Origin of the sequence: Aestuariibaculum lutulentum, from assembly GCF_032926325.1 — a bacterium.
Taxonomy (GTDB): Bacteria; Bacteroidota; Bacteroidia; order Flavobacteriales; family Flavobacteriaceae; genus Aestuariibaculum; species Aestuariibaculum lutulentum.
Genome location: NZ_CP136709.1, coordinates 1652501 through 1665714, shown reverse-complemented (window position 1 = coordinate 1665714; position 13214 = coordinate 1652501). Strand labels below are relative to the sequence as shown.

Here is a 13214-nt window from a genome sequence, read left to right as displayed (position 1 = left end):
ATTATTTTATAAAATTTATCAGGTAATTTTACATTGAGAGACTGGCAAATAATCTGTAGTATCAACGAAGCAGCCTCTTCTTATTACAACAAAACTTCGGCAGACAACTTAAACAATTAATTAAAATAAAAAAAGGATAGCTTGCCATTCACATAACAAACCATCCTTTTTAACACTAACTAAAACGATATATAATTAGTTGTCATTTAACCTGAAATCCGGATAAGCATCCATTCCATGTTCATGACCATCTAACCCTTCAATTTCTTCTTTTTCAGATACTCTGATACCTACAGTTTTCTTAAGCACATAAATAATTACAAATGATGACACTACACAAATAGCAGCATAACAAAGCACACCTATTAATTGCGTTAAGAAACTATGATCTGGATTTGTTGAAAAGATTCCAACTGCTAAAGTCCCCCAAATACCACATACCAAATGCACGGCGATAGCTCCCACAGGATCATCTAATTTTAACTTATTATCTACAAAGCTTACTGCCAACACGATTAACACTCCTGCAATAACACCAATAATGATTGCACTGGTTGGAGAAACCACATCAGCTCCAGCTGTAATACCTACTAAACCTCCTAAAATACCATTTAAGAACATGGTTAAATCCATGTTTTTATACATAGCAGTAGACAACAACATAGCTGATACTCCACCTGCAGCAGCAGCTAAACAGGTTGTTACCAACACTAAAGACGTTAATCCTGGATCGGCTGAAAGTACAGAACCACCGTTAAATCCGAACCATCCTAACCAAAGAATTAATACTCCGGCAGTAGCTAATGGAATACTGTGTCCTGGAATCGCCTGCGCTTTTCCTTCTTTAAATTTACCAATTCTAGGTCCTAAAAGACAAACCGCTACAACAGCAGCCCATCCTCCTACAGAGTGCACTAATGTAGAACCTGCAAAATCATAGAAGCCCATAGCATCTAAAAATCCGCCACCCCACTTCCAAGAACCAGCAATCGGATATACTAAACCTACATATATTAAGGTAAAGATCATGAAAGGCACAATTTTAATACGCTCTGCTACAGCTCCCGACACAATCGTTGCTGCGGTTGCCGCAAACATCCCTTGAAATAAGAAGTCTGTCCAGTACGTATACCCTTCATTATATGTTAAATCTAAAGCACCCTCAGCTGTTAACGGCGAATCTAATCCGAAACCGGCAAATCCTATAATACCATTAAACTCTCCCGGGTACATTAAATTAAATCCAACCAAGCAGTATAATAACAACCCGATTGTGATGATAAATATGTTTTTAAATAATATGTTTATTGTATTTTTTTGTCTAGTTAAACCAATTTCCAAACATGCAAATCCCAAGTGCATGAAAAAAACCAGTGCTGTACAGATCATCATCCATACATTGTTTGTAGTAAGTAATTCCATTGTTATTAGTTATTTAATCTTTTAAGATGCTATTATTATTTTAATGTTTCTCCTCCCTTTTCTCCTGTTCGTATTCTGTAACATTCTGTAATGTCTGAAACAAAGATTTTACCGTCGCCTACTTCACCTGTTCCTGCTGAACCCAAAATAGCCTGAATGGTAGCCTCTTCAAAATCATCATTAACAACAATAGATAAATACCTACGCTGAATATCGGAAGTACTGTAACTTATACCTCTGTAAACATGTCCTTCTTTTTCATTACCAATACCAGTAACATCCCAATACGAAAAGAAGTTAACACCTACTTCGTGTAAAGCTTCCTTAACCACACGAAATTTAGATTTTCTAATAATTGCTTCAATTTTTTTCATAATATCCTCTTATTTGTTTAGTTAGTTAAATTTAGAAAAATATCTTTTCTCATAATTCCATCCATCTTCATAAACAGTTAAAAAGATGCCTTGTGAACACAAGACATCTTTTAAACAAAACTCTAATTTCTATAAAGAAATCGTTCTTATAATTTTTTTACTATTCTATTTCTCTTTGTCTCTTACCTGCGTAAGCAATAGATCCGTGCTCAGAAATATCAAGACCTGCAATCTCTTCAGCTTCTGTTACGCGTAAACCACCACAACACTTACTAATAATGGTTAAGAATATCCAAGATGTTGCTAATGCCCACACAGCATAAGCTACAACTCCGATGGCCTGAGCAGCTAATTGAGCTACACCTCCACCATTTAAGATACCAATACCTGCATCACCATCGATACCCCAAAGACCTATTACTAAAGTCCCCCAAGCACCAGCAATACCGTGTACAGAAATGGCACCTACAGCATCATCTATTTTTAATTTACTTTCTACAAGTCCAATAGAAATCACCACTAAAATACCACCTATTAAACCAGCTAAAACAGCTCCCCATTCGCTCATATTACCACATCCTGCAGTAATACTAACAAGACCAGCTAAAGCACCATTTAAAGTCATACTTAAATTTGGTTTTCCATTTTTAATCCAAGTGAATAATAAAGCACTTAAAGCACCAGCAGCTGCAGCTAAGTTAGTTACTAATACTACTTGAGAAGCAGCAGTAGAATCGTCGCCACCCCAAGCTAATTGAGAACCACCGTTAAATCCGAACCATCCTAACCAAAGGATAAACACCCCTAGTGTAGCATACATCTGGTTGTGACCATGCATTTCAATTGGTTTACCATTTAAGAATTTTCCAATTCTAGGTCCTACCATCCAAGCAGCAACAAGTGCAGCCCATCCTCCAACAGAGTGAACGATAGAAGATCCTGCGAAATCGATAAATTCAGCTGGCATCCATTCAGCGTTTAACCATCCGCCATTCCATTCCCAACCACCAGCGATTGGATAGATTAGAGCTGTAATGATAATACTAAAAATTGCATACGTAGTATACTTTGTTCTTCCAGCTATTGCTCCAGATACAATGGTTGCAGCTGTAGCAGCGAATACTGTTTGGAAGAATAAATCGGCAGCTCCTTGTGAAAACACAAAACCACCCCAGTGGAAAAATCCACCTCCCGAAACATCAGCTCCGTACATTAACGAATACCCGATAAACCAGAATGCCAACGACCCAACAGCGATGTCAAGGAAGTTTTTCATGGCAATATTTACAGCATTCTTAGAATCTGTCATACCAGACTCAACTAAAAAGAATCCTGCTTGCATAAAAAATACTAAGATACCAGAGATCAGCATCCATAGCATCCCCATATCGCCCTTGATTGATTCTGCTAAAGCATCAACCGCAGCGGTATCCTGAATTAAAAGAGGCATGTTTAATAAAGACATATTATATAATTTTTAAGGGTTAGATTGTTTTGGAAGGTGAAGTAAGTTGGTTAGTTAGTATGTACCCCACCCTCCATTATAGTTTATTTAAAATTTATTGCATGCTTTTCTATTAGAATGAATAGATTGCTGCAAGAGTAAAAGCAGCTAAGTTATCTGTTGCAGCACCATCGCTATCAAGATATGGCATAGCATCAGTCCAAGAATCTAATCTAATCTCTGGCTTGATGATTAGGTTATCAACTGAATAACTTCCAGTTAAAGTAAGAGCTAATACACTTTCTTCATCTGGATTAGCATCACCATGTAAACCAAAATACTCACCTCTTAACCCTAAGCTAAAAGAATCAGACATTCCATATTGAGGATATAATGCAGCTCCGTAGAAACCAGAACCATCATTATCGTTGTACGCAGCATTGATACCTAAATAAAATGCATCAGATAAATCAAAACCACCAGTATAATCAACTTCGAAACCTAAACCTCCGTGCTCTCCGCTGTCATAATATAAATTTAAGAACTGACCTGAATACCCTAACTGAGCACCAAATGCATATTCTCCAGTCCAAGATGTATCATTAGTATCCCATGGATTAGTTACTGCTAACATTAAGCTTAAATCATCAGATAAAGCAAAATCAGCTTTTAAACCCATATGTGAGAAAGGCCCGTTTGAAAATAAGTAAGAACAGCTATAGTTAAAGTTTGCCGCTGGAGCGATAACCTCGTATCCTAAAAACGTATTCCATCTACCAAAAGTTAACGTTGTGCTTTCAGATACATTCCAGTATACATACGCCTGGTTAACGATACCGTCTACGATATCAGTATTAAATGTAGCACCAGCTCCTCTAGGCCCGGTAACTAAGTCAAGAACAGCTCCTACTTTTTCACCTTCGTAGCTAGCTATTAAATTTCCCATACCTAATGCAAAACCAGACTGACCTGCGAAAGCTGTTCCAAACGATTGTCCCATATTGTCTGAAGCTGTCAAATAAGTTTGGTAGTAAGCATCTACGCTACCTGAAATAGACAAAGCAGGTTTTTTGTCCTCCTGAGCAAACAGTGTCGTAGCTGCAAAAAGCATTGAAAGAGTAAGTAGTTTTTTCATAATGTTTAATTTAAGTTATTAATGTTTTTTGGTTAATTTTTCCTTAAGAACGTCGTAAACTTATGTTAAAAAAACTTAACCCCCATAAAAAATAGGGGTACAACTTAAACTTTTATAGATATTCTAATTTTATCCCTTTTTTTTTAAGGGTACTGTTTTATTTTTTTGATTTTTTTGAATTTTAACAACTCGACATATTGAATTATCATCAATATTTAATGTTTTTTAATGCGTTAAATTCTATTTATTGAAATATTCATTAAAATAATTTCAGTTATCTCAATTAAACACTGATAATAACACTTTGAGTATTTATTAAAAATTTAGGTATTTATTAACATATAATTATTTTTATCTTCACTTCTCTCCTAATATCGAAATAATGAAATCGTCATTATTTTTATTTAAAATCTATACATATATTCGCTTATTAAGTCACTTTTCAAAACCAAAATTTGTTGATTATGCTGAAGAAACAAGGAATGTATTTACCTGAGTTTGAACATGAAAATTGTGGTGCTGGTTTTATTTGTAATCTTAACGGTGAGAAGACAAATCAAATCATACACGATGCATTAGAAATTCTTGTAAAACTAGAACATAGGGGAGGCGTTAGTGCCGATGGAAAAACTGGTGATGGTGCCGGTTTATTGATTGATATTCCTCATGATTATTTTAAGCGTGTATGCAGCTTTAGTTTACCAGAACAAAGAGAGTATGCCGTAGGTATGGTTTTTTTACCAAAAAACACCAACCAATATAAATTCTGTAAAGATATTTTCGAGAAGGAAATAAAAGCTCAGGGGCTTTCTATTTTAGGATGGCGTAAAGTACCTGTAGATTCATCTCAATTAGGTGAAATCGCATTAGCGTCTGAACCTACTATTGAACAGTTATTTGTAGGTAAAACCGAAGAGATTTCGGAAGATACTTTTAAAGCTAAACTATATGCTGCTCGTAAAATTACCGAACACACTATTAGAACATCAAAAATTTCTGAAAGCGGCTATTTTTATGTACCAAGTTTATCAACAACAACATTGATATATAAAGGTATTATCATGCCTGAAGATATCGGACCATACTACACCGATTTACAACAAATCGATTTAGTAACCCGTCTGGCTTTGGTACACCAGCGTTTCTCAACCAACACCATGCCAACATGGGAACTGGCTCAGCCATTCCGCTTCATGTGTCAAAATGGTGAAATCAACACCCTTCGTGGAAACGTAAGTAGAATGCGTGTTCGTGAGGAAATTATGAAGAGTGAAGTCTTCGGACCTCAAATTGATAAATTATTCCCAATCATTTTACCAGGCAAATCAGATTCTGCCTCTATGGATATGGTTGTTGAATTATTAACACATACCGGAAGATCATTACCAGAGATTATGATGATGATGATTCCTGAAGCCTGGGAAAAACACAAAACCATGTCACCAGAGCGTAAAGCATTTTACGAATACAATGCTTGTATTATGGAACCATGGGATGGCCCTGCTTCTGTACCATTTACCGATGGTGATTATATTGGAGCTCTTCTTGATCGTAACGGATTAAGACCATCGCGTTACACCGTAACTAAAAGTGGAAAATTAATCATGTCTTCCGAAGTTGGTGTTGTAGATATCGAACCAGACGATATTAAAGAACACGGTCGTTTAGAACCAGGAAAAATGTTCCTGGTAGATATGAACGAAGGCCGCATTGTTAGTGACGAAGAAATTAAAAATAAGGTGGTTTCTGAACGTCCTTACCAGGAATGGTTAAACAAAACCAGACTACATTTAAGAGATGTAGCCTATACCAACGAAACCTGTCCGATTGAGACAATTGACATTAAAACAAGACAACGTTTATTCAATTACACGTTCGAAGACATACAAGAGGTTATTACCCCTATGGCCATTGACGGCAAAGAAGCCTTAGGGTCTATGGGTATTGATACACCATTAGCAGTGTTATCAGACCGACCTCAACTTATTTCAAATTACTTTAAACAATTATTCGCGCAGGTAACCAATCCGCCATTAGATGGTATTCGTGAAGAAATTGTAACCGATATAGCTCTAAACTTAGGTAAAGACCGTAATATTTTTAGCATTACCGAAAGACAATGTAGAAAGTTACGTATTCAAAATCCGGTGATTTCTAATGCCGATTTAGAAAAAATAAGAACCATTTCTGTTGAAGGATTCAAGGCAGAAACTATTCACATGCTTTACCCAAAAAGTCAAGGACTTAATGGTTTAGAAAATGCTTTAGAAGATATTATTGTACAGGTTACTAAAGCCTTAGAGCGCGGCACAAACATCATCATCTTATCAGATCGTGGTGTTAACAAAGACTTCGCTCCTATTCCTGCTTTATTAGCATGTTCTTATGTTAACCACCAGATGAACCGTTTACGTAAGCGTTCGTACTTCGATATCATCATCGAATCTGCAGAGCCTCGCGAACCGCATCATTTCGCAACCTTATTCGGTTACGGAGCCAGTGCCATTAACCCGTACATGGTTAACGAAATCATTAGAATGCAGGTGAAAGAAGGATTTATTGAAGGCATGGATGAAGATAAGGCTGTGACTAACTTCAATAAAGCTATCGGTAAAGGACTTCTAAAAATTATGAACAAAATTGGAATCTCTACATTACACTCGTACAGAGGTTCTCAAATTTTCGAGATTGTTGGTTTCAATTCACAATTCGTAGAAAAATATTTTCCATACACTGCTTCAAGAATTGAAGGTATCGGACTTTACGAAATTGAAAAAGAAATTAACGAACGTTACAAACAAGCTTACCCTGATAACTTAATCGATAAGAAATTAGGTTTAAATATTGGAGGCGATTACCGTTGGAGACGTAATGGCGAACGCCACATGTTTAACCCGACTACCGTTTCTAAATTACAACAAGCTGTTCGTTTAAGCGATCAGAAAAGCTACGATGTTTACGCTCAGGCTGTAAACGATCAGGCTGAAAACTTAATGACTATTCGTGGATTATTCGAATTCGATAATTTAGATCCAATTCCACTTGAAGAAGTAGAACCATGGACTGACATTGTAAAACGTTTCAAAACCGGAGCGATGTCTTATGGGTCGATTTCTCGTGAAGCACACGAAAACTTAGCCATTGCAATGAACCGTATTGGTGGTAAGTCGAACTCTGGTGAAGGTGGAGAAGACAGACGTCGATTCCATCCAGATGTAAACGGTGATAGCCGTAACTCGGCCATCAAACAGGTAGCTTCTGGACGTTTCGGTGTGACATCTCACTACTTAACCAATGCAAGAGAGATTCAAATTAAAATGGCGCAAGGTGCGAAACCTGGAGAAGGTGGACAGCTTCCTGGTGAAAAAGTTTTACCTTGGATTGCTTCTGCCCGTAACTCAACACCTTTTGTTGGATTAATTTCACCACCGCCTCACCACGATATTTACTCTATTGAAGATTTAGCTCAGCTTATTTTCGACTTGAAAAATGCAAACCGTGAAGCGCGTATAAATGTGAAGCTAGTATCTGAAGTTGGTGTTGGTACTATTGCTGCCGGTGTAGCAAAAGCCAAAGCCGATGTGGTATTAATTTCAGGATATGACGGTGGTACTGGAGCTTCCCCACTAACCTCTTTAAAACATGCAGGTTTACCTTGGGAGCTTGGTTTAGCTGAGGCACAACAGACTTTAGTACTTAACAACTTACGTAGCCGTATTGTTGTAGAATGTGACGGACAGTTAAAAACAGGACGTGACGTAGCTATCGCTGCCTTATTAGGAGCTGAAGAGTTTGGATTTGCAACTGCACCGTTAGTAGCTTCAGGATGTATCATGATGCGTAAGTGTCACTTAAATACATGTCCTGTAGGTATTGCAACTCAAGATAAAGAATTACGTAAAAACTTTAAAGGTACACCAGAGCACGTTATTAACTTCTTCTATTATGTTGCTGAAGAGTTAAGAGGCATCATGGCTCAGTTAGGATTTAGAACACTATCTGAAATGGTTGGTCAAACACATAAAATCAACGCCAATAAAGCGATTACACACTATAAAGCAAAAGGTTTAGATTTATCTGCTATTCTTCACAGACCGGAAGCATACAGCAAAATGACCGTAAGAAATACTGAAAAACAAGATCACAATTTAGATGAAGTTTTAGATTTCACGATCTTAAAAGATTCTCACCGCGCTTTATATAGAAAAGAGAAAATGGATTTAGCTTACCCAATTCACAACACCGATCGTACGGTTGGTGCTATTGTAAGTAATGAAATCTCTAAAATATACGGGCACTTAGGGTTACCTGAAGACACCTTAAACATCAGTTTTACAGGATCGGCAGGACAAAGTTTCGGAGGATTTGGTGCTCATGGTTTAACTTTCAAACTAGAAGGAAACACCAACGATTACTTAGGAAAAGGATTATCCGGAGCGAAATTAATTGTTAAGAAACCCGCCAAAGCGGACTTTATTGCTGAAAACAACATCATCGTAGGAAACGTTTGTTTATTCGGAGCTATTGAAGGTGAAGCCTACATTAACGGTATCGCTGGAGAACGTTTCGCCGTAAGAAACTCAGGTGCTAAAGCCGTTGTTGAAGGTGTTGGAGACCACTGTTGTGAGTACATGACTGGAGGTAAAGTGGTAGTTCTTGGTAAAACAGGAAGAAACTTTGCAGCTGGTATGAGTGGTGGTATCGCTTACGTTTACGACCCGGAAAATAAGTTTACTAACGGATTATGTAACACGGAAACCATTGAATTCGAAGAGTTATCTGCTGAAGATGCTAACGATTTAAAATCAATGATTCAAAAACACGTGGCTTATACAGATAGTAACAAAGGAAAAACACTGCTTGAAGACTGGGAAAACAGTTTAGCAAACTTTGTAAAAGTAATGCCAACCGAATACAAACGTGCACTTAAGCGTTTAGAGACTGAAGAACAAATGGTAGAAGAATTAGAAATAGCATAATTGTCATGGGAAAAGTAACAGGATTTAAAGAATTTGAAAGACAAGATGAAGGTTACACGCCTGTAAAAGACCGTGTACAACACTATAAAGAATTTACAGTTCCGTTAAGCGACGCCGAAATCACAAAACAAGGTTCTCGTTGTATGGATTGTGGAATACCGTTTTGCCACAGTGGCTGTCCGCTTGGTAACTTAATTCCGGATTTCAATCATATGGTACACCAAGGTGAGTGGCAAAAAGCCTCTTGGTTATTACACTCAACCAATAATTTCCCTGAGTTTACAGGTCGTTTATGCCCTGCTCCGTGTGAAAAAGCATGTGTATTAGGTATTATCGAAGATCCGATTTCAATTGAAAACATTGAAAAAAACATCGTTGAACGCGCCTTTAAAGAGGGATGGATTAAACCACAGCCACCTAAAACAAGAACTGGTAAAACAGTTGCCGTTGTAGGATCTGGTCCTGCCGGTTTAGCAACTGCTCAACAATTAAACAGAGCTGGTCATACCGTAACTGTTTTTGAGCGTGATGATGAAGTTGGAGGTTTATTACGTTATGGTATTCCTAACTTTAAATTAGAGAAAGAAATCATCGATCGTCGTTTAGCTATCTTAAAAGCTGAAGGCATCACCTTTAAAACTAATGTCAATGTTGGTGTAAACTACGACGTTGAAAAACTACACGAATTTGATGCTGTTGTGCTTTGTGGTGGTGCTACCGAAAGACGTAGCTTACCAACTCCTGGCATTGACGCCGATGGTGTAGTTCAAGCCATGGATTTCTTAACACAACAAACTAAAGTAGTTTTTGGTAAAGAAGTTAAAGATCAGGTATTAGCTACCGGTAAGGATGTTATTGTTATTGGTGGTGGAGATACCGGGTCAGATTGTATTGGTACGTCTAACCGTCATGGAGCAAAATCGGTTGTTAACTTCGAGATTTTGCCGAAACCACCAGGACACCGTTCTCCAACAACGCCTTGGCCTTTCTGGCCTTTACAGTTAAAAACATCGTCTTCTCACGAAGAAGGTGTTGAACGTAACTGGTTAATTAACACCAAAGAATTCGTTAAAGATGAAAATGGTAAATTAATCGCGTTAAAAACGGTTAATGTTGAATGGAAAATGGTTCCGGGAGAGCGCCCACAATTAATAGAAATTGCAGGCACCGAGAAAACCTGGCCATGTGACTTAGCCTTATTAGCACTTGGGTTTACAGGTCCTGAGGCAACAATAGCTCAAAAATTAGGCATTGAAACCGATGCCCGTTCTAACTACAAAGCAGAATATGGTAAATACCAGACAAATATCCCAAATATATTTACTGCCGGTGATATGCGTCGCGGACAATCATTAATAGTTTGGGCCATTTCTGAAGGTAGAGAAGCCGCAAGACAAGTTGATATTTATTTAATGGGTAAGTCAGATTTACCTACTAAAGATGCCACTGGAGATTTAGTAGCTCTTTAATTATCAATAATTTAAAAATTAACAAAACCCTCTTACAGATAATTGTGAGAGGGTTTTTAATTATTACCTCCTCAATTTTTAATATCGTTTATTTTCAAATTTTAAAAAATTCCCCCCTTTTAGTTCATTTTTAAAAATAATTAACTTAAAAAATAGCATAGAATGTTATATTTGTTTTAAACAACTGTATTTAGATGTTTAAAAGAGCAATAGCAATATGTCTTACCACAATTTTCATGGCGTTAATTACAGCGCCATCGGTAATTGCTGTTCTGGACGATTCTATTGATACTTCTATTTTTTATTCTATGGCAGAAGAAGAAGAAAATGGTAAATGTAAAAGTTTAGTTTCTCCCTTCTCATTACAAACACATGAAGGTTTAACAAACTTTTCAATTAATAACTTTCAGTTTTATTCTTATCGTTTTAAAACCTATCCGAAACCACATTTAAATTTGGTTTCACCACCTCCGGAACAATACTTATCATAATCTTATAAGAGTTCTTGAACTCTACCTTTATTGTAAATATTAACATATTCCTTCTTAACAGTTGGAAAAAATTATTAATGATATGTTTAAAACTTTAAAAAACGACTTGCCTGCAAGTATCGTAGTATTCTTTGTTGCATTACCTCTTTGTTTAGGTATTGCTTTAGCCAGTGGTGCGCCATTATTCTCCGGATTAATTGCCGGTATAATTGGTGGAATTGTTGTAGGAGGTCTTAGTGGATCTAAAATTGGCGTTAGTGGTCCCGCTGCCGGTTTAGCAGCCATAGTATTGACTGCTATTGGCTCTCTTGGTGGCTACCAAAACTTTTTGGTTGCCGTTGTTATTGCCGGAATCATTCAAATTGTATTTGGCGTTTTAAAAGCGGGAGTTATTGGATACTATTTCCCTTCTTCGGTTATTAAAGGTATGCTTACCGGTATTGGTATCATCATTATCTTAAAACAAATTCCACACTTTTTTGGATACGATGCCGAACCTGAAGGTGCCGATAGCTTTATTGAAGCATCGGGAGAGAACACTTTCTCTGCTATTCTACACATTGTAGACAATATTACTATAGGCTCAATGATTGTAGGGTTTATTGGATTGGCAATTATTCTGTTTTGGGACAAAGTTTTATCTAAAAAAGCAAAATTCTTTCAGGTTATTCAAGGCCCATTAGTAGCTGTTGTTGTTGGTATAATTTATGTTATTCTTACTTCAAGCTCAGATAGTATCTCAATTCTTGATAAACACCTGGTAAGTGTTCCAGTTCCGGAAGACACAACGTCTTTTTTTAATCAGTTCAGCTTTCCAAATTTTTCTGCCATTACAAATACAGAAGTCTGGATTGTAGCCTTTACCATGGCTTTGGTTGCAAGTTTGGAAACCCTGTTATGCGTGGAAGCTTCCGATAAAATTGATCCTGATAAAAACGTAACCCCTACTAACCGCGAACTTTTAGCTCAAGGTGCAGGAAATATTGTTTCCGGTCTTATTGGAGGTTTACCAATTACACAGGTTATTGTTAGAAGTTCTGCCAATGTTCAGTCTGGTGGTAAAAGCAAATTATCGACTATCCTACATGGTTTTTTCCTGTTAATTTCGGTGATATTAATTCCTAGATTATTAAATATGATTCCTTTGTCGGTTTTAGCCGCCGTGCTATTAGTTGTAGGTTACAAGCTGGCTAAACCTTCATTATTTAAAACCATGTACGCCTTAGGTTGGAAACAATGGCTTCCTTTTATAACAACAGTTCTGGGTATAGTTTTTACAGATTTATTGGTCGGCATTAGCTTAGGACTCTTAGTCGGTATTGTTGTCGTTTTACTAAAGAGCTATCAAAACTCACATTTCCTACATATTGAAGATAAAAGTAATGGAAAACACCAAATAAAAATGACATTAGCAGAAGAGGTTACCTTCTTTAACAAAGGTGCTATTCTTAAAGAATTAGACAGTTTACCAATAAATACTATTTTGGAAATCAATTTAATTAAAACCCGATATCTGGATAATGATGTCATAGAAATTCTAGAAGATTTCTTATTTAAAGCCAAGGAACGTCATATAGATATCAAGCTGGTTTCTAAACGTGGTACTGTTCATAACCCTGAAAGCTTTATTCAATTCTTTAACGAAAGGCCAAAATCTGATTTAAGCCTAAGTTAGATCCAATTGCCTAAACAAAGATAAAGTCTTAAATTTGGCCCGTTTATTATAACATTTTCAATTACAACATCAATTTCAAAGCTAATATTATTTGCTTGAAAACAACATATTACTTAAACGTTTAAAATACTATGAAAGCACATACTAGAGAAACCCAAGCAACAATGACTCCTGAAAAGTCATTACAATTCCTAAAAGAAGGAAACCTAAGATTCCAACAAAACC

General features: G+C 36.7%; 9 protein-coding genes (1 of these 9 cut by a window edge). 5 read left to right on the top strand and 4 right to left on the bottom strand.

Translation table 11 applies throughout. The annotated features are described in order from the left end of the window. Window positions 1-195: 195 nt before the first annotated feature. From R1X58_RS07160 to R1X58_RS07145, 4 genes are all read right to left on the bottom strand, one after another. Window positions 196-1422, bottom strand: a complete 1227-nt coding sequence (locus R1X58_RS07160; protein ID WP_240575107.1) for an ammonium transporter — start codon at window positions 1420-1422, stop codon at window positions 196-198. A 35-nt stretch (window positions 1423-1457) separates the two neighbouring features. After that, a complete protein-coding gene (locus R1X58_RS07155; protein WP_240575105.1) occupies window positions 1458-1796 on the bottom strand; it encodes a P-II family nitrogen regulator in 339 nt (112 codons plus the stop codon). Between the two features lie 160 nt (window positions 1797-1956). Continuing rightward, window positions 1957-3261 carry an ammonium transporter gene (locus R1X58_RS07150; protein ID WP_240575103.1) on the bottom strand — a complete coding sequence of 435 codons (1305 nt, stop codon included), beginning with the start codon at window positions 3259-3261 and terminating at the stop codon, window positions 1957-1959. 112 nt (window positions 3262-3373) lie between these two features. Continuing rightward, window positions 3374-4375, bottom strand: a complete 1002-nt coding sequence (locus R1X58_RS07145) for an outer membrane beta-barrel protein (protein ID WP_240575101.1) — start codon at window positions 4373-4375, stop codon at window positions 3374-3376. Window positions 4376-4839: 464 nt separating this feature from the next. Between R1X58_RS07145 and gltB the strand changes: the two genes are divergently transcribed. The 5 genes from gltB to R1X58_RS07120 form a co-directional block, all read left to right on the top strand. Continuing rightward, on the top strand, window positions 4840-9354 hold the full coding sequence (gene gltB, locus R1X58_RS07140; protein WP_240575099.1) for a glutamate synthase large subunit: 4515 nt from the start codon (window positions 4840-4842) through the stop codon (window positions 9352-9354). A gap of 5 nt (window positions 9355-9359) precedes the next feature. Continuing rightward, window positions 9360-10823 (top strand): glutamate synthase subunit beta, encoded by a 1464-nt coding sequence (locus R1X58_RS07135; protein WP_240575097.1) that lies wholly within the window; start codon window positions 9360-9362, stop codon window positions 10821-10823. A gap of 236 nt (window positions 10824-11059) precedes the next feature. After that, window positions 11060-11314, top strand: a complete 255-nt coding sequence (locus R1X58_RS07130; protein ID WP_240575090.1) for a hypothetical protein — start codon at window positions 11060-11062, stop codon at window positions 11312-11314. Between the two features lie 82 nt (window positions 11315-11396). Further along, on the top strand, window positions 11397-12989 hold the full coding sequence (locus R1X58_RS07125) for a SulP family inorganic anion transporter (protein ID WP_240575088.1): 1593 nt from the start codon (window positions 11397-11399) through the stop codon (window positions 12987-12989). 131 nt (window positions 12990-13120) lie between these two features. After that, window positions 13121-13214: the 5' portion of a carbonic anhydrase family protein gene (locus R1X58_RS07120; RefSeq protein WP_240575086.1), read on the top strand. 536 nt of this gene lie beyond the right edge of the window; 94 of the gene's 630 nt are visible here — the first part of the coding sequence; the start codon lies at window positions 13121-13123; its stop codon lies off the right edge, out of view.

Bases quoted from the DNA above. Each gene is read 5' to 3' on its own strand.
- R1X58_RS07130 (WP_240575090.1), top strand. From the start codon at position 11,060: ATGGCGTTAATTACAGCGCCATCGGTAATTGCTGTTCTGGACGATTCT.
- gltB (WP_240575099.1), top strand. From the start codon at position 4,840: ATGCTGAAGAAACAAGGAATGTATTTACCTGAGTTTGAACATGAAAAT.
- R1X58_RS07150 (WP_240575103.1), bottom strand. From the start codon at position 3,261: ATGTCTTTATTAAACATGCCTCTTTTAATTCAGGATACCGCTGCGGTT.
- R1X58_RS07125 (WP_240575088.1), top strand. From the start codon at position 11,397: ATGTTTAAAACTTTAAAAAACGACTTGCCTGCAAGTATCGTAGTATTC.
- R1X58_RS07155 (WP_240575105.1), bottom strand. From the start codon at position 1,796: ATGAAAAAAATTGAAGCAATTATTAGAAAATCTAAATTTCGTGTGGTT.
- R1X58_RS07135 (WP_240575097.1), top strand. From the start codon at position 9,360: ATGGGAAAAGTAACAGGATTTAAAGAATTTGAAAGACAAGATGAAGGT.
- R1X58_RS07160 (WP_240575107.1), bottom strand. From the start codon at position 1,422: ATGGAATTACTTACTACAAACAATGTATGGATGATGATCTGTACAGCA.
- R1X58_RS07145 (WP_240575101.1), bottom strand. From the start codon at position 4,375: ATGAAAAAACTACTTACTCTTTCAATGCTTTTTGCAGCTACGACACTG.